The 17,309-nt window shown below is 59.2% G+C and carries 21 protein-coding genes; 1 reads left to right on the top strand and 20 read right to left on the bottom strand.

Features of this window, described 5'->3' with window-relative positions; translation table 11 throughout:
* Window positions 1–26: 26 nt before the first annotated feature.
* Window positions 27–827 (bottom strand): hypothetical protein, encoded by an 801-nt coding sequence (locus R8871_RS14935; RefSeq protein ID WP_175051135.1) that lies wholly within the window; start codon window positions 825–827, stop codon window positions 27–29.
* Window positions 828–946: 119 nt separating this feature from the next.
* The gene (locus R8871_RS14930) at window positions 947–1,738 is read right to left on the bottom strand and encodes a DNA adenine methylase (protein WP_175051134.1); all 792 of its coding nucleotides are present in this window, start codon (window positions 1,736–1,738) and stop codon (window positions 947–949) included.
* 220 nt (window positions 1,739–1,958) lie between these two features.
* Between R8871_RS14930 and R8871_RS14925 the strand changes: the two genes are divergently transcribed.
* Window positions 1,959–2,360, top strand: a complete 402-nt coding sequence (locus tag R8871_RS14925; RefSeq protein WP_175051133.1) for a hypothetical protein — start codon at window positions 1,959–1,961, stop codon at window positions 2,358–2,360.
* A gap of 151 nt (window positions 2,361–2,511) precedes the next feature.
* Here R8871_RS14925 and R8871_RS14920 read toward each other — a convergent pair whose 3' ends face one another.
* From R8871_RS14920 to R8871_RS14835, 18 genes are all read right to left on the bottom strand, one after another.
* On the bottom strand, window positions 2,512–2,895 hold the full coding sequence (locus R8871_RS14920; RefSeq protein ID WP_175051132.1) for a hypothetical protein: 384 nt from the start codon (window positions 2,893–2,895) through the stop codon (window positions 2,512–2,514).
* Window positions 2,892–3,062, bottom strand: coding sequence for a hypothetical protein (locus R8871_RS14915; RefSeq protein WP_175051131.1), 171 nt, complete (start codon window positions 3,060–3,062; stop codon window positions 2,892–2,894). Before R8871_RS14915 ends, R8871_RS14920 begins: the two co-directional genes overlap by 4 nt.
* A complete protein-coding gene (locus R8871_RS14910) occupies window positions 3,059–3,553 on the bottom strand; it encodes a hypothetical protein (protein WP_175051130.1) in 495 nt (164 codons plus the stop codon). The genes R8871_RS14915 and R8871_RS14910 overlap by 4 nt, the downstream gene beginning before the upstream one ends.
* Window positions 3,540–3,947: a hypothetical protein gene (locus tag R8871_RS14905; protein WP_175051129.1), complete on the bottom strand. Its 408-nt coding sequence runs from the start codon at window positions 3,945–3,947 to the stop codon at window positions 3,540–3,542. Before R8871_RS14905 ends, R8871_RS14910 begins: the two co-directional genes overlap by 14 nt.
* Before the next feature lie 18 nt (window positions 3,948–3,965).
* Entirely contained in the window at window positions 3,966–4,532 is a 567-nt protein-coding gene (locus R8871_RS14900; RefSeq protein ID WP_175051128.1) for a glycoside hydrolase family 108 protein, read from the bottom strand.
* Window positions 4,529–4,789, bottom strand: coding sequence for a DUF7940 domain-containing protein (locus R8871_RS14895; protein ID WP_175051127.1), 261 nt, complete (start codon window positions 4,787–4,789; stop codon window positions 4,529–4,531). The genes R8871_RS14900 and R8871_RS14895 overlap by 4 nt, the downstream gene beginning before the upstream one ends.
* 82 nt (window positions 4,790–4,871) lie before the next feature.
* The gene (locus R8871_RS14890) at window positions 4,872–5,183 is read right to left on the bottom strand and encodes a hypothetical protein (RefSeq protein ID WP_175051126.1); all 312 of its coding nucleotides are present in this window, start codon (window positions 5,181–5,183) and stop codon (window positions 4,872–4,874) included.
* A 10-nt stretch (window positions 5,184–5,193) separates the two neighbouring features.
* On the bottom strand, window positions 5,194–5,922 hold the full coding sequence (locus tag R8871_RS14885; RefSeq protein WP_175051125.1) for a hypothetical protein: 729 nt from the start codon (window positions 5,920–5,922) through the stop codon (window positions 5,194–5,196).
* Complete coding sequence (locus R8871_RS14880) at window positions 5,922–6,227, bottom strand: hypothetical protein (protein ID WP_175051124.1); 306 nt, start codon at window positions 6,225–6,227, stop codon at window positions 5,922–5,924. Before R8871_RS14880 ends, R8871_RS14885 begins: the two co-directional genes overlap by 1 nt.
* Entirely contained in the window at window positions 6,227–9,622 is a 3,396-nt protein-coding gene (locus tag R8871_RS14875) for a host specificity protein J (protein ID WP_175051123.1), read from the bottom strand. The genes R8871_RS14880 and R8871_RS14875 overlap by 1 nt, the downstream gene beginning before the upstream one ends.
* A complete protein-coding gene (locus R8871_RS14870) occupies window positions 9,622–10,209 on the bottom strand; it encodes a tail assembly protein (RefSeq protein WP_175051122.1) in 588 nt (195 codons plus the stop codon). The genes R8871_RS14875 and R8871_RS14870 overlap by 1 nt, the downstream gene beginning before the upstream one ends.
* Window positions 10,206–10,958, bottom strand: a complete 753-nt coding sequence (locus R8871_RS14865) for a C40 family peptidase (RefSeq protein WP_175051121.1) — start codon at window positions 10,956–10,958, stop codon at window positions 10,206–10,208. The genes R8871_RS14870 and R8871_RS14865 overlap by 4 nt, the downstream gene beginning before the upstream one ends.
* Window positions 10,958–11,641: a phage minor tail protein L gene (locus R8871_RS14860; RefSeq protein WP_175051120.1), complete on the bottom strand. Its 684-nt coding sequence runs from the start codon at window positions 11,639–11,641 to the stop codon at window positions 10,958–10,960. The genes R8871_RS14865 and R8871_RS14860 overlap by 1 nt, the downstream gene beginning before the upstream one ends.
* Entirely contained in the window at window positions 11,638–13,383 is a 1,746-nt protein-coding gene (locus tag R8871_RS14855) for a hypothetical protein (RefSeq protein ID WP_175051119.1), read from the bottom strand. Before R8871_RS14855 ends, R8871_RS14860 begins: the two co-directional genes overlap by 4 nt.
* Window positions 13,384–13,388: 5 nt before the next feature.
* Window positions 13,389–13,727 (bottom strand): phage tail protein, encoded by a 339-nt coding sequence (locus R8871_RS14850; protein WP_175051118.1) that lies wholly within the window; start codon window positions 13,725–13,727, stop codon window positions 13,389–13,391.
* The gene (locus R8871_RS14845; protein ID WP_175051117.1) at window positions 13,724–16,612 is read right to left on the bottom strand and encodes a phage tail tape measure protein; all 2,889 of its coding nucleotides are present in this window, start codon (window positions 16,610–16,612) and stop codon (window positions 13,724–13,726) included. Before R8871_RS14845 ends, R8871_RS14850 begins: the two co-directional genes overlap by 4 nt.
* Entirely contained in the window at window positions 16,602–17,003 is a 402-nt protein-coding gene (locus tag R8871_RS14840; RefSeq protein ID WP_246287574.1) for an HK97-gp10 family putative phage morphogenesis protein, read from the bottom strand. Before R8871_RS14840 ends, R8871_RS14845 begins: the two co-directional genes overlap by 11 nt.
* Entirely contained in the window at window positions 16,984–17,286 is a 303-nt protein-coding gene (locus R8871_RS14835; protein WP_175051116.1) for a phage tail assembly protein T, read from the bottom strand. Before R8871_RS14835 ends, R8871_RS14840 begins: the two co-directional genes overlap by 20 nt.
* Between the last annotated feature and the right edge of the window lie 23 nt (window positions 17,287–17,309).

Raw genomic sequence — 17,309 nt, 5'->3', positions numbered from 1 at the left:
TTCGGGAGTGCCCGCAATGGACGCTCCTAGTTTGTGCCGGTTGTTGCCTGATATTGGCTAGCGATGCTATCCGCAATCGCTTGGACACGCTGATTCAGGAGGTACGCGTCCGGCGTTCTGCAATCCGCGCCGAGATGCGCGAGATCCGGCGACTGAATGACGTTCCCGGTACCATCGTAGGCGACCGTCAGTGAAATCGCGCCAATGATCGAAAGGTTCGATTTAAGTGACGCTTGCGTCAGTGCGTTCTGCAGGCCAGACGAAGCGGAAGCGCCCGGTTTCGCGTCACAAGTCTGGATCGGCTGCACGGCAAAAACTCGCTTACCGCTGACGGCCGCTCGCTGAACGAAGACCGACAGATCCTGGATGAACTGCTGGATCGCAGCAGCCTGAGAAGGGACATCTACCGTACTCACCATATCGTCCAGCTGGAAGTTGACGACGATCCACTCGCTCGGATCGGTTTTGAACTGATCAGGGGTAGGAGGCAAACCGTTGTTCTCACCGATCACGATCTGATGGAGCGTTGTACCGTCCATCACTTGCGCCGTGACCGCAGCAGGCACGCCTCTCGCCACCAGCGCGTCCTGCAGAGATTGCACCGAGCTTCCCGCATCCGAGGATGTCGCCGGCGCTGATGCGGCCAAATCGCGTGCAGCAAGCTGCGCATGTGCGACCGTTCCGCTTGCAGCCACAAGAGGCTGGCCGTAGAGCGACAACTTGAGCGACTTCGGCGCCGGCGTAAGGGAGCCGTCGCCCCCACTTCCACCGCCACCGCAAGCCGCGAGACATAGAGATACCAAAATTGCAGTTGCTGTTTTTTTCATTGTGGCCCGCCTCGATGAATAATTGTTGTTTGGTCTTGCGGCGTGGAGTTTACACCGCAATTACGTTTTGCCTGCGATGATTGGAGCTCTCAACCAAGAGCCCCAATCGATTCCCCGCGCTAGAAAAGGCCTGCCGGTTCTGCTGCGTCGTCCCAGCTAAAAATGATTACCTCCTTCCGGAGAGCTTCCCTTCCGCCTCCGCCGACCGTGTATTTAATGTCGACGGTCTCTATGTGAAAGCCAGAGAACGCCTCTCGGATTGCCGGATGATCGTTCAGACTAATTATTGCTTTGCCCTTCAATCCCCGGATTCGGCTCGCCATTTCGACATATTCCGCGTACGGAAACGGAACGCCATATCCCTCGGTTTCCCAATAGGGCGGATCAAGATAGAACAGCGTGTGCGGCCGATCATATCGATCAATGCAGGTCTTCCAATCGAGATGCTCGACGAAAGTATTTGACAGCCTCAAGTGAGCCGCAGAAAGCGTTTCCTCTAACCGCAAAAGGTTTAAGCCTGGCGGCGTAGTTGTCGCAGTACCAAACGACTGGCCTTCGATTTTTCCTCCAAAGCAGTTGTGCTGCAGATAATAGAAACGAGCTGCGCGCTGGATATCGGTGAGCGTTTCCGGGACCGTCTCCTGAAGCCATTTAAATACCTGCCGACTCGTAAGCGCCCATTTGAACTGACGCACGAATTCCTCAAGATGGTGCTGCACAACCCGATATAAATTGATCAGATCGCCGTTGATATCGTTGATCACTTCGACCGCTGCCGGCGGCCGCAGAAAGTAGAGTGCGGCCCCGCCCGCAAACACTTCGACGTAACAGTCGTGTTTTGGAAAACGCGGGATCAGATGGTCTGCCAGACGACGCTTACCGCCGATCCACGGAATGATTGGATTCGCCATATTTGGAATTGCCCGTTCTTTTTAAGTTAGAATTCGGCCCGCCTACCGGTAGGTGTCAGGGCCTTGGCTAATTCACTGGCTGTAGCAGTGGAAAGGCGACCGGGAGAATGCGCGAACATGCTCCTGGCCGCCCTGTCTTCCCCGCGCTCGAACGCCGGGAAAGTTACTTTGCAGTGCCCCCTAGCAATTGGGGGACACATTGCAGCCTCGAAAATACTGTATGTTTACACAGTACTTTGAGAGGCCTATCGTGAAACTCCCCGAATTCAAACCCCCTACGCTCGCCGAACTACGCAACTGGTGGGTAGACCATCGCGGAGAAGGCGACGTCGAGCGGCTGATTCTGGAAGTGCAGTATCTGCGGCTTGTACTGCTGCGGCTGAGAGGTGAGGCCGACGCGGCTGTCCGCCTTGCGAGAGAAGTAGACCGCGACCTCATCGCCCGCGAATCACCGATCATGGAGCTTCGGATACGACTCGCTCAGGAGGTCCTGCGCGTCGGCGATATCGACGACACACCGAGGCACGATCTCGTCCCCAAGAATGTCCGGGAGTACGCTCGCGACCCGGAAGCCGTTAGATTCGAGGCAGACGCCCGTCGTCGACTTGACCGGAAAAAATAATCCGCGCACGTCGACGCAAAGCTACTTGCCCCAGCCGCAGTGCTGCACGCCCGCCTTGTTGTGATCGTCGATCTCGCGGGCGAGAAACGGACTGATCAGGTCGACGTCGGACGCGGCCAGGTAGATCGCCTTCACCCAATCGCAGGACGTGTCAACGATTCGCGTCTGCGCTTGAACCGGGGGCAGCACCGGCGCTTGCGTCGACGGGCCGGACCCAATCGCGCAGCTCGTCACGCACGGCACTGTCAGACTTAGCAGCAGTATCAGCTTCCACATTCGTTCTCTCCTTTACGGCTTGTGCGCCGGCCTGCGCGGCGCTTACATTGGCTTGTGCCTCGACGTCGCGCGTCTCGGCGGTTTGGGTTTGCGCCTGCGCGGCAACTGTTTGCGCTTCGGCGACTTTCTGATTGGCCTGTGCCACTTTGGCGTCGGACGATTTCTTCGTGAGAAACGCTACGGCGAGAGAGCCGAGCGTCAGGAGCGCGGCACCAATCGCGATCCAGTCGCCGCCCATAAACGAGGTAATAAGGTTCATCGAGTGCCTCCAGCACATTCGCCATAGAGCGTTGCAACGGTCGTTGCGTAATCGCTCAGGCTGTTGAAATCGGCTTTCGCCGGCGGATCGGGCAATGCAGGACACCGCCGTTGGGCAGCGCATCCCCCAATAGAAACAAAAATCACAATCACCAGCGCGCGAATCATTTGGCCGCCTCCTTCACCTTCCTGTTGGCCAGATCGACAGCAAGGCCGAGCTGACTCGGGGTCGGTTGAGCAACGGAAGACGCCACGACTGCAATTGCCGGTCGACGAGCTGCAGTCACTGCGGCCGACTTCGCTGTCTTCGCTGCGCCGGCGGACGTATCCGCTGCGTCGGCCGCCGCCTCCGCTGCACTGTTTGCGGTCACTGCTGCGCTGCTGGCTACTGCTGCCGCCGCGCTCGCGACCTGCGCGGCCTGCTCGACCTTAGGCGTGAGAGCACCAAGGTTTCTGGCGTAGACATCCGTCAGCCGCGTGATCTCCTCACGCTGAGCCTCACGCAAATCCACCACCACTTGATGCAGCCGATACTCGCTGTACGCGAAGCCGACAATGGCCCCGCCGGCGGCCAGTGCGAGTGCCAGCGCCCACCCCTCAACCCGACGGGCTATCTTGCTGACCCAGCCCCCATCTGCCGCCCCATCAACTGGCCTCATTGAGTTTCTCCCGTAGCTGCCGCACCTCGGTTCTCAACTGCTCGAGCTCGAGGTTCTGAGCCGTGATCGTTTCGCTCTGCTGCCGTACGCGTTCAGCAAGAGCTGCCATTTCGCGCTGCACTGCCGAGATCTCACGGATCGTGTCGTTGCGTTCTTTGTATGCCTCGTCGGTGCGCTTCTCAGCTCGATCTGCGCGCTCGTTGGCTTTTTCAAGTTGCTCCGACAGGTTGTCGATCAGATCCTTCTCAGCAGAATCTTTGCGACGCTCAACACCATCGCGCGAAAGATAGGTGCGCAGCCTGAGGGCGGTGACAAAAACGGCCGCCAGGCCGCCTCCGCCAATCCACCCCCACACCCCGGTCGAGCGCGCAGCCAGTTCATTCAAATCCGCCATATCCCTGCCCCCGCAGTGTTAGGCGCCAAACATCGCGCGCTGCGCCTGCCATCCGTATTCGAACGTCTCCTGCGTCCGATTTCTTTCTGCCAGCTCGATAAAGAACGTCGAGCGAAGCGAGTGCACCATGAACCGCAGAACCGACAACCCCGGTACGCCTCGCGCTGAGATATATGCACGCAGCGCCGCGAACGTCAGATTGCCCAGACCGCCGTCAGGAACCAGATCCGGGAATGTCTGCGCCTGGTTGTTAAGGACGTTGAGCGCACGCTGCAGGAACTGAACGCCGGTAGCAGGACCACTCGTCACGCCGGTGTCGAGCAAATAAACGGCAAGGTCCTGATCGATGGCGTACAACTGATCAAACTTCGGTGCGATCCAGAACCGTTGCTGATACAACGCGATCGCCTCGTCGTGTGTCATGGTGTCTACCGTACGAGCGAATCCGAACGCGGCTGCGGTCTTCGCTGTCCACCCCCATCGCGTCAGGCCGCCTGCATCGTTAGGATCGTTCGTAACCTTCCCGCCGCCCTCCCTCACCAGCAGATCCTCGAAGATCTGCATCACCGCAGCAGAGACCGTCATTGATCACCGCCGCGACGGATGTTGGTAATTCGAGCAGCCATCATCAAAAGCACACCGATGACCGGCACGATGCTTGCCGGCGCCGAGGGAAAGAAATGCATCACCCACGGCGCGATATCGGGCCAGTGATCGGCGAGGAGCGGCACGATGTGCGGCAGCGTGAGGTAGATCGCGGCAAGGATCGCCGAGAGGCGCATTGACGACCATCGAAGGCACTCGCGCCAGTCCTCGACCAATTCAACTTTCAGTTTTTTCATATATCCCCTTTCAACAAAGTCACTTTTTGAGCGCACATAAAAAAAGCCGCCCGGAGGCGGCTCGCAGCGCGGCTAACTACTTCTAGGAAACGATCGTCGCGCCCGCAAAGACGTAGCGATTCACAGACGGCGCACCTGCGTCAGCCGGCGGTGCGGCGACGAGCTGCGCCTCGGCGTAATCGAAGGCGTTCTGCCCATCTGCCGGCAGACCGGCCAGCATGACCTGCTGCGTGTACATAGCGAATTTGCCGGCGTCGACGGCGTCCTTGCTCAGGTACGAAGACACCGTCGCATTAGTCGCCGTCGACACCTTGTCGAGCGATACCTGCTGCACCAAGTGATACGAGGCCACCGCACCTGTCGACGGCGTTATGTAGTCTTTTTCAAGCGGCATTTTTCTTCCTCTAAATTATCCCGGTCATATCCAGGACCATGAAACGCCACGCGCTTGCCTCACGAAAGCCAACGTAGTGAGAGCCGCGCGTGCCGTTGAATGTGTGAAATTCCCATGTGACAACTCCACCTGACACCGCAATCCCGCTCATGGTCGTCTCACCGGTACCATCGCCAGAGTTGGACATGTAGTGCGCCGGAAAGCAGCCCGCGATGGCAACCGGCCGCCCATAGTCCTGACTCTGCGTGCCGGCGCCGGGCATCGACGTACCAGTCCCGTCAAAACCCGAGCCACTCAGGTAGGCACCGGATTTAACATCCAGGACCCTTGCGAAAGGACTCACCGCGTCCGCGATCAGAGCACCCGTATTGTCAAAGACCTGCAGGCCGAAGCGGGAACCCGACGGCGCCACCTTATCGAAAATGAACAGGGTGACATTGGCCTGTCCAGCTCCGATGAATTCCGCCGTGTAAGTGTTGCTGCCGGTTTTGGAAAACTTCCATGGGGTTACCATGACGTTCCCATCTGCTACGAACGCAAAAAGCGGATTGGTCGCAGTAAAGGAAAACGTCGTGTGCCAGTAAGTTGCGTAAAACTGCTGCCCCACGTTGTTATAGACGGTCGGAATACTTTCCTGTCTCAGTGTCTGAACAAGGCTCGCAGTGAGCTGATAGTTTGGCGTTTGTCCATCTATCTGGAACAGGCCACTATCCGTAAAAGCCTGAAATCCAGCGGTCATTAAAAGACTCCCCAGAAGAGCCACCCCGTAACCGGATTTGGAAAGTTCAGTCCGGCCGTCGAGCTATACGTCCAGCTGATCCCGCCCGCGTTGATCGAAACGATCGGCGGAGGCGTCACATTCGAAATGTGCCTATAGAGGAAATCCGGTTGAAACGACCAGAACGGTGTCCCGTCGGAAAGGTCGCTCGCAACCGAGCCGTTTGCGCCGGTGAGCTGGACCGCCCCTTTGATGCGTCCACACCGCTGAGTCGCGTCCAGCACCAGCACGCCTGATGCGTTCCAAATCTGAAGACCAGCCGCCATTACCAGAGCCCCAATCGGACACGCAGCGTTCCGTTATTGTCGTAGACCAACACCGTCGAATCGCTGATCGTCAAATAGCCGCTTCCGGAATTGGCTCCGTTCATCGTCAGCGTCCCATTCTTATCAAGCTTCCAGCGCGGCTGACCGTTCGCCCCTACCGACGTCGACTGGATCACGTCCCCGATCATCGCGTTCTGAATCCACCCAGTACCAATGAATGCCTGACTAATGAAGGTCTGGCCGCCCTGAATAACGAACGGTGACGACACTGCGGTGCCATTCGGATCCAGTACGGCAAACCGGCTGGCCGAAACCAGCACAGTAGATTCGACAACGCCGCTGCTGTTGTCGACGCCGACACCGATCCCGGCTATGTAGGTCCGGCCGTTGGCTGTGATCTGCGTCTTGATCTGATAGGACGCCGACACACGGCCGTTAATGTCCGCATACGACGCTGCAACAGTCTGAACGGCCGCAGCGTTCGCGTTGGCCTGCACCTGAACCGTCGTGATCTGCTGCGCCTGCGCGCTGTCCGCATCAATGCGCGCCTGCGTCTCGGTTTGCACAGTCGCAAGTAACTTTGTGCTCGTCGACGAGATCTGCGCCGTGACGGTGTCGATATTCTTAGCCAGCGCGAGATCCGCCTCGGCACGCGCAGACTGCTCAGACCACACGCCGGCATACACCTGCGTCGACCCCGCATAATCCCCCGTGCTGCCTGCCATCGGTGGAATTACGACCTGCGCGACAACCTGATCGAGCCGATTGGAAAGCGCCGTGTCGCCATCAGTGCGCGCCTGCTGCTCATTGGTGATGGCCGCAGCATTCTCCTCCACCGACTGCTCGATGCCCGGAATTGCTTCAATCGGCGCGAGCACATCCTGCGCGAGCTGCTCTTTCGTGATCTGGTTCGCCAGATACGAGAGAATCTCGTCGGCGTCGCTGCTGCTCTGCCCATTCACACCCACGCCCGTTGGATACCAAGGTCCGATGTTGCCGGATGTATCGATAAGCCGCCCCCAGAAGAAAAACGAGCGGCCTGCAGCGAGCCCCATCAGATTCGCACGCGCTTGCGGATACGCGTAGTCGGCCAGCTTAACCGCCGTGCTGCGATCCGGTGTCTGGCTATACCAGATCTCGGTGCGCTGCGTGTCGCCCGCCGAGCCATCAGCAGGAAACGTCCAGTCGAGCTGGATTGCAAAGACCTGAGTCGTTGTCGTGAGCGACGTCAGCGATGGCGGCGGACTCGTCTTTCCGGTGAGATCCGTATTGGTCCCATAGGCCGGGATCGATGTCACCCCCATGGCATTCTGCGCCCGAACGCGAGCCAGATATGTGCCCTGATAGATGCCCACGATCTCGACCTGCAGGCCACCTGTCTGATTGGCAGTTACCCACTCGCCGTTATCCTTCCTCCATTCCGGCAAATAGTTCACAGCGTTTGCGGCAGCATCCCACGCGATAACCATCACGGTTTTCGAGATGCCCTGATCGATCACCGAGTATGTCGACAGTCGCACATTTGCCGGAGGCGCCTGCGCAGACGGTGGCGTAACTGTCACAGGCCGTATCTGGATCGCCGCCCCGTTGTCGACGGCCGCATACTTGCCAGGTTCGTGCTGGACAGCCGAGATCGAGTAAGTGATCTGATCGTCGTCCGATGCCTCCTGAACGCTCACGACGCGAAACAGCTGCCCCACCAGATCCGTCGTCTCTACCATCCACACTGCACCCGGCACCGGCACCGAATCGAATGCCGCTGTCACGCGCACCGCGTCACCCTGGACGGACTGCACCGATCGACTTTGCGCCACTCCGCTCGGCATGATCACAGTCAGCTTGTCGCCGGCCGCCACGATCGGCGCTTTGTCGAGCGTAATGTTCAGCGCATCCGTCGCTGACCGCACCCGCCCGCCGATGCGGCGCCCGGCTTTCGCCGGATCCGCCACCGCGATGACGTCACCCGGCCCCGTCAGCGTGCCGTCGAGACCGACTGTGAAATTAACCGTGTTCGTCTCATAGCGGCTTGTGAGTAGCGTCCACAGGCCGATACGATGGGCCAAGCCCTGCGAGGTCACGCCGAAGGCGGTCAGCGACACCTTGTTCACGCCGTATCGCGCAAGACCGGGATCGTCCTGTACAGGCTCGACCGCCGGCTTGCACTGATTAGACGGATCGTTCCATGCGACTTGCGCGAACGTGTAACGGGTCTTCCGCTCAGATCCAACGTACTTGAACCCAGCCTGTACGTTGGCGTTTGTGTACACGTATACGGGATCCGTCGGCATATCGCAGCCGGGAACAAGTTGGCCCGCGCCCCAATACGAGATGCCCCTGAACGCCGTCGCAATGTCCTGCATCAGCTTGTAGGCATCGGCCTGCGTCTGGATGACCGCGTTGATCGCAAAGCGGGGTTCCATCCCCCCTTTCCCGTCTGACACCATGACGTCGCAATATTGCGCGATCTCGTAGAGCGACCACTTATCGACCATCGACGCATCGATGAGCTTGCCAAGCCCGAAAATCGGATTCGTCGCGAAAGCGTAGTAAATCCATGGCGGGCTGTCGGTCCACGCCTGCTTGAACGTACCGTCCCACACGCCACTGTACGTACGCGCGATCGGGTCATAGTTCGAAGGAACACTGACCTCGATCCCATAGACGTCGTATGAGATCGTTGGAATCGAGCTGAACGAGCGAGCATCGAATTGCAGCCCCACAAGCGCGCTCATCGGATAGCGCAGCTTGCGGTCAATAATCTCCGTGATCGCTTCGATATTGATCGTGTCAGCGATCAACGAACTGTTAGCGTTCGCAGTGAGCCGACGCACCCGCACGACCCAGCCGGTCGACGAGGTCGGCAGTTCGATGCGCACACTACGCTCATAGAGCGACGTAGTCTTGCCATCGAACGCACCCGACAGAACCTGCGCAAAGGATCCGCCTACCGCAGCGAGATCGATTGCGTACTCGACGCGATAGCCAGTAACGTCGCCGGTCGACTGATTGGACTTCTGCAATGCTGGCAACCCGAACCGCACACGCACCGCGGTCAACTGCGTATTCTCGACCTGGTGCACCCACGGCGCGTCTGACGTGAGTGCAACGCCTACAGCCACCTCATTCTCGACGGCAGGAAAACCGGACAAGTAACTTTGGTCCGGCGTGCCGGGTCTGGTGTCGACCGCAACATTCTGAAAGTTCATCGAACCGTCAGAATTTTGCAGCGGTGTCCCGTCGAAAAAGATCGACTGCAGACCATTCACCAGGCCTCGGATCGGTCCCTCGGAAATCAGGTCGAGTATGCGTGCGTACGCGATCGAATGAAGACTATCGGGCGACTCCGTTGGCGTCGAGCCGCCACCACCACCTTTGGATCCAGCTAGGTTCACCATCAGGTTTGATCCTCCGCGTAAATGCCGGAACTGATTCGCTTCGACCCGCACGTGAAACGGCCAATGACCACCTGCGCGACGTCACCTTGTGCCGAGCTGTTGACCGGCCCATTGAAGTAATACGACGTGCCGTTATCCGGCCCTGTCCCGTTGAGGCCGGAGACGTGCGGGCTGAGCAGCTGCGCGACGCCACCAAGCGCCATCGCGGCGCCCATTGCCATCATGTTGCCGCCATAGGGGTTACCGAAGTACGTCGAGACCGCGCCAACAGCGAACAGAACAGCACCGAAAATCGTCTGGAAAACTCCACCATTCTTACTGCCGATCAGGACTGGCGCAATGCGGATGTCATCGCCACAGCCAACCGGGAAACCGAGCTCATTCTCGGAGAGGTTCTGCTTTCCCAAAAAGACAGCGAACGTCAGTCCGTTGTCTTTCGCGTTGATCACAAATTTTTTGAATCCGGGCAATACAACGCCGAGCGCGCGCATCGCTTCAGCAGTCGACGACACTGCCATACGATGAACGCGGCCAAATCGCGCGCCAAGTACCCCATATAGCCGGATTGTTCGTAGCTGTTCTGTCATGGAGTGACCTCCTCATGCCGAAGTACCGTCCGAAGGCATTGCGTCCACATGCCGCCCCATACGGTGCGACCCGAGAGTCGCCCGTGCATGTGATGCAACATCACACCGTCGCCAAGGTAGATGCCGGCATGATTCGGCACGTCGTTCTTACTGCGGATCTGCATCAACAGGATGTCGCCGGCCTGCAGCGTCGCGGCCGGTCCAACGTCGACGAACCCAGCCTCGCGATAGTGGTCGAGATACAGATTCGACGCGCCGTCTTCCCACCAGTTGTCGCGGCGCTCGAAATCTGGAAGCAGGATGCCCCGCTCAAGCTGGTAGTAACTGCGTATGAGGTCATAGCAGTCGTGCACGCCGTGCACGAACTGGCGGCCCAGAAGCGGCGCGATATAGCCTGTCGGCCCGAACTCGAACCACTCATCGATTGCCGTGGAGCCGTCCGACTGCACGCCCAGAGAAACGATCACCCACTTATCGATGCCACTCTGCTCACACATTTTCCGATCGGCACCGCTCGGCCGCGCCATCCCGCCAGGGTGCGAATGCACAACGGCGACGATTGGCCCGAGATCCTCCGCGAGCGCGTAGTCCTCCGGTGCCAATCTGAAGTCTTCAGTGGGTCGAGCTGCAATGTTTCGACAGGGCACATACACCTCATGCCCTTCCTGCAGCACTAGCAGCCCGCAGCACTCGCGCGGGTATTCCGCGAGCGCGTGGTCCGCGATCGCACTCTTGATCGTGTCGTTCATCAGGAAAGGTTGTCGCTGAGAAAGCCGCCGAACGGCAGCTCGTTGTTGACGCCGAAGCGGCACTCGCAACCGCTGGTTTTCATGCTGCAGCGATCGAGCGCCGGATCGTCGACCGGTTTGTCATTTACGTCAAAGTAACTTGTGCCGGTATAGCCGCACACAGCGTCGCGATATTTCCACTGGCATATGCTGACGATCTGCCGCGACGGTGCCTGTTGACCACCAAAATCTAGCGGCGACGAGAGCGTGAATTCAACAGTGAGCCCGGGTTGCTCGCCGCTCTTCTGCTCGATCCGCCACACTTCGATCGCCATTTCAGCAGTCGGATCCGCGCTTGCATTGCCGCCCGGAAAGTTCGCCGCATCCAGGTACTTCGCGAGCGTACGGTGTCGCGTCATCTTCGCACCGACCAGATCGTCCAGGTATACGCAAAGCGCCGATATCGTGCCGTTGATATCGGCAACGGTCAGCGTTGGTGACGGCTGCTGTGCGTCCGATGTGCGCTCAAAGCCTGTCGCCTGGATCGGCCACGGCTTGTACTCGTTGCCTTGCCAGAAAATCGATGCCGACTGCAGATGCGCATGAAAGCGCAGTATGTCGCCGCCGATCGCCGTACAGTCGACCTCGAATAGCTCAATGAGCGAGCCGGGTTCTAGTTGCTGAACATCGGAATTGATGCTCATAGGTCACAACTCAGAGCGAGGGTGTAGCCGACAACGAACCACGTCCCGGTAGCGGAAACCGGGGCGATACAAGTTAGAGTATCCTGGAAAAAGTTGAAGGTCGGAGGCGCACCGATATTCGAGTAGCTAGGAGACCTACCCCAAGTAAGTCCCTGTCCTACAGGCGTACTTCGCATACTAGGAAAGGTCAGAGACCAATACGCATTTTGACCACCCGATTGGTAGCCCTCAAAGTCGATAGTGACTGCGCGCCAATAAGATTCACAGCGGCGTCGCTCCATTTCCATAGGCACAGCCTCAAACGCAGTCGGAACGGTGCCTTGTTCGATCTGAGGTAACGCTAGAGTGCCGTTTTTCCATCGGAATTGAATGCTAGAGAGCGCAGCTAACGTAAATGTTTGTCCCTTAACGAGCGCGGTTGCGGAACCCACCGGCCCCATTTCACATGTAGCGGTACCTAGCCAGTTAATAACGTACGTACCGCCGAGTACGTCGTTTGGTTCCATAACTTGCTCGAAACCACCAGCGGGGCAAGTAACCTGCCAATACCCTGTGCCAGCAGGCACCGAAGCGGAGATTTGTTGACCGGACACGACAACGCGCCACCGATCTAGACAGTACTGGTATCCAGACCCCGCTGTAAAAGGCAGTGAGACGCGCCTATTGTTCACCTGAAAGCGCGCGTTATGCAGCATGTTCCGGTACGTGCCGTTCATAACGATGTTAGACACGTTACCGACTTGCGCTACGCTACCCTCTTGCGAGTACAGCGACGTACCCGTACCCGCCTCTACCTTCAATTGTCGCCACACAACACCAAACGCCGCTGCCGTTACGCTCGTCATGTTGACGTACACGACTACGTACGCCGTACTTGCGGGTGTGGCGCCCGTGATTGAGTACCGCTGTAGCGCCGAGCCGTTAGCAATGTTCAGCGCACCCAGATTAGAGATAAACGCTCCGGAACTATTGAACGCAGCAAATGAGACGTTTACGGTGCCCGCAGTAGCAGAGTTTGCTATGTCAAAAGAGGCCGTCATGACAATGCCTGGACCGGCCTGACACGACGCAGTAGTAGAGCTATTGGTGTAGTTTGCGAGCGCGGTAGTGTTGGTAAAGAACGGCCCAATACCCCCGGTCGTGTCCACCTGTTGCGCGATTTGCGGGCCGAGAACCCAGCCGCGTGTACCAAACTCGCCGGATCCGTTTAACAGCAGGTTGGGGCTATTCGCTCCGGCGACCTTGCCGACCACGGACAAGCTTCCACCAACAATCTCATTTCCACTTACGGTGCAGTTACCGTTCACCGTCTCGTTGTCGCTATTCGTGCGGCCCCGCATCAGGACGGACCACGCGTGCACGCCGTCCGTGTCCATCAACGCCGTCTCACCCGGATTCAGGCGAGTGAGAGACACGCTATCGCCGGACCCCGTCGTGACAGCGAGCGTCACAACTGTTGTACCAAGATTGCGAAGCAAAGTTACTTGGTCCGCAGCGCAGGTCGACGCGGCTGGCAGGTTGATCACGCCGCCCGCAGCAAGGCTGATGTTGACCCGCTTACCGATGTGCAAAGCTGCCGTTAGTGCTTGCGGTGCCGTTATGACCGCCGGCGCACTGGTAAGCGTTGCCTGCGCATTCAACACGTCGACATTTGAATTCGACTTCGCGTTGGCACCGCGGTTAGTGTCGCCATCTTCCGCAGTCGGCGGTGTGCCGAGATTGATTTTTACGAGTGCTGTCATAGTGCTCAGGGTGCGAAGGTTTGATCGAACTGCGCCGTCATGGTGTAGACGTCGCCGTCTTTGGTCGGCTCGGTGTACTTCTCACACGTGAATAGCGATTGCGTGCGCAAAAGAGGCGTCCAGTAGAAAGCCGTGGCGCCAGCGTGCGCGTCGAGAAAAGCCAGAATCGCGGTGAGTTTGTCGGCAGCGCCAATGAACTGCAGTTGATAGGACGATGATCGGTTGTTCAAGCCGTCGGCAACGCGCTGCGCGTATCCGTCTCCGAACTGTGCTTTCCGCACCTTCAGCGTCGCGTCGCCAGACAGCCCCGCTACAGTAGGAACCCAAATGAACGTATCGGTCATCCCGCTATCCCGTTTTTCATTTTCCAGAGCGCACCACCCTGCTTGCGCTCATTGACGACTACCGCGCGGATCGCCGCCGTGATTTTTCGATCGAGGTCACCAGCATTTTTCTGGTTAGCGCTCCCGTCCGAACCACCTTCCACGGTGATCTGCGGAGCGATGGTCAGATCGCCACCACGTGCCACCGTCGAGGTCGACGCCGCATTGCCGATATAACCGCCCTGCGCAAAGCGCTGCCAACCATTGACCGCGCGGTCGTTATTCATCGCATCGAGATTCGAAACCCCAATGCGACGCACCGCCTCGGCTTTCATCATGTATTCGCCGTTCGATGCCATTACGGGGATGCTGTCGCTGGTCGACGTGCCCGGCCCTGAGATCGCCCCGCCGTCAGCCAGGTGGAACGCGTAGGAAGCCGAGCTCGCCGCTGCCGTCGACGAGTCGCCGAAATACGAGCCGAGTGCGCTCTCCGCGTAACTGAACAGGCCGGAGATCGCCGCACGCGCCTGCATGCGGGCGATGTCGGAAATGACACTGGTGGCAAGGCTGCTGAAGCTGATCTTTCCGGTCGTCACGAAAGTGGCGAAGGCATCTTCCATGCCCTTGAACGCATCCTGAAACGTGGATGCGGTCGACGCTGCAACGTTGCCAGCCTGATCCGCATAGTCGGCAATCGCGCGCTTCGCACCCGTCGTCCAGTCCGCGTTGGCCGCCCGGATATCCGCTGACGACTTCTGCGCGATAGCAACTGACTGGTCATAGTAACTTTGGGTCGCGGCGAGCTCGGCAGCATACTGATCCGGCCCGATACGATGCTCAGTCTGCTGCTTCGCGAGGTCCGCGACCTTGCGGTCGTAGTCCTGCCGCAACGCGATCTGCCGGTCGTAGTCAGCCCGATCGTTCGTCCCCATGCTCAGACCGGCCAGCGTCGTGTCAGCCGCCGCCTGCTGCGTCGCGAGCTGCTGTTGCAATGCATCGGTGTACACCTTGATGTCGGACGCCCGCTTGGCAGCGAGCTTCGCGGAGTCGTCGGTGTACTGCTGATCGTTGTCGGCGATCTTTTTGCGCGTGGCTGCAATCTCGCCGGCATATTTCTCCATCGCCGACTTCTGCTTTTTGCCCTGCGCGATCGTCTCTTCCTGCTGCTGGATCGCGAGCTCGTCGTTAAGCGCCTTCTGACGCGCTTCGTGCGATTGCCTCAGCGCATCGTCCTGCGTGATCAACCCCTGATCCAGCAGGCTCTTGATATGGTCGAGCGACGTTTTCAGACCAGTTTCAACAGCCTTGTCCTGCGCATCGAGCGCGGTGAGCTGCGCATTGATTGCATTCTGTGCAGCTGCTGCAGCTGCGGAGGCCGCCGCCTTGGATCCGTTACGGCTCTCGAATTCCTTTTCGATCTGCTGCAGGTTCGCCGCGTGCCGCTTCGATGCCGCCTCATACTGCGTCGACGTCTTGTCCAGATCGTTGATCGCAGCCGCGTAGTCGGCGTTTTCCTTCTTCACCGCAAGCGTGCGCTGATCGTCCGGCGTCGCATACTGCGTGCTGTTCAGATACTTATTGACGGCGACGGCAGCATCGCCGCCTTTCGCACGCGCCTCGGCGTCGCGCGTGGTCTTGAACTGCACCGCCTGCTGATCGCGCAACGTGTTCAGCGTGGCAGTTTCAACCGCGAGCTGCTGCTTCGCCTGGTCGACACTGAACGACGATGCCCCCTTCAGCTGGTCGACGTTGTGTTGCGCGGCCTGTACGCGAGCGAGCTGGTCGCCGATCTGCTTCGTCATGCTGTCCGGCACGCCGATATCCATGATCGACGCCTTAACGCGGCCGATGATCACGCCCCAGTCGTTCCACCACCGCATGACGGCGCCAATATTCTTCTCCGCCGACGCCGCGACAGATTCATGTGCACTGATCAGATCCAGCATCGCGGCCTTCTGCGCGCCGGCCGCATCGCCGGCGCGCACGAATCCCTCGATCTCCTCGACCTGAGCCGCCGAGAACGTGTGGTGCTGTTCCTGATACGTTTCGAGCCACTGCAACACGTTGTCGTGCATGCGAGTTAGCGACTCAACCGCCTTGTCGGCGCTCACGCCGGTATCCTCACCCATCGCGATCGCAGCACGCCCTGCAAGCGCCAGGTCGTCGCCGGTAAAGCGGCCAGTATTCGCGACCTGGGCAAGCACGTCGCGCGCGGCCGACAGCGACGTGTGCGTGTCGACCATGGTGTTTGACAGGTCGATAAAATCCGACGCCGTTAGCCCGAGTGCACCGTGCGTGCTGGCGATTGCCTTCTGGAACGCGTCGTACTGCTGCGAACCGTCGTAGACGGTTTTGAAGAACAGCGCCGCAGCAGCAGCGGTCACGCCGAGCCCGATGCCCAACGGGCTCATTACGAGCGAGAGTGCATCGGTTCGCTCCGCGAGCACGAGAAGCGAGCCGCCCAGCTTCTGATAACTGCCCTGCGACGCCTCATGCGCAAGCACTGCGAGCTCGCGCCGTGCGGCTGTCGAGTTGAGGCTAAAGCTGTGCGCCGCCTCGCTGCCGTGCGCAGACGCCGCAGCCGCCGCCTCGATCTTTGCGATCGACGCAGCCGCCGCATCAGATACGCCGAGCTGCGCTGCTTTCATCCGAAGCAACTCGGCCGTCGTCTTGCCGGCGGTGTCGGCCTGCCGCGTCAACGACGAAACGAACTGGTTGATCGACCGCGTCGATGCATTGCTGCCGTTCGCAGCCGCCTCGGCGATCGCCTGCTGCGCAACTGCAGTGCGACGGGCAGCGTCGTCCTGCGTCTGCAGGAAAGCGTTCGCGGACCTAGTCGCCCGCTCCAGCTCCGCCGTGTAGCCGCTCGCATCCGCTGTGACGCGTGTTACGGTCTCATTTGCCATTTGCCGCCTTCAATTTTTCGTCAATGACCTGACGCACAGCTTCTGCCGCTGCGTTTTTCTTGGCTTCGAAAGCCGGTCGCATGAATGGGTTCGCCGCAGAATGCGATGTCCCGTACTCGACAAAGCGCAGGTAGAACGCCTCTTTGCTCCACGTGACGATGTACGAGGCGATCTTTCCCGTAACCGACACCTCTTTGTCGTACGCAATTAGCAACGACGTCTTACCTTTGCCCGACGCGACAGGAATGCGCAGCTCCATCTCATCGAGGATGATCCGGGCTCCCGCCACTGCTGCCTGCCGCAGTGTTGATTCGCCCATTGCGTCATCGAGAGCACGGAGCTGCGCGGTGAGCGCATCCGGATTGGCCACTTCAAACGGTTTTCTTGCCACCTGGAACGACCCCGAAGAGCGCTGCCGAGATCAGGTTTGACTGAGCTTCCTTATCGGGCAGCAGGACGGGCTGCGCATCGTCGTTAGCGGCGATGCGCTCGGTTGCCCATGGGATGAAATGCAACGCGCCGAACGCGTTCGGATGCGCCTTGACGTTGCGGTTGACGTTATAGATGGCGGAGGTGATCAGACCCGTTCGAAGGTCCGAAAAACGCTCACCGAATGGCTCTATGTCGTAATACGCGAGCCACTCGGTGAATTCAGCACTGTCGATCTCGCGCATTGCACGCGAGACCGACATGCCAA

The organism is Paraburkholderia sediminicola (assembly GCF_902859805.1).
Lineage (GTDB): Bacteria > Pseudomonadota > Gammaproteobacteria > Burkholderiales > Burkholderiaceae > Paraburkholderia > Paraburkholderia sediminicola.
The sequence above is the reverse complement of the archived record's forward strand: the minus strand, read 5'-3'. Positions and strand labels throughout refer to the sequence as shown.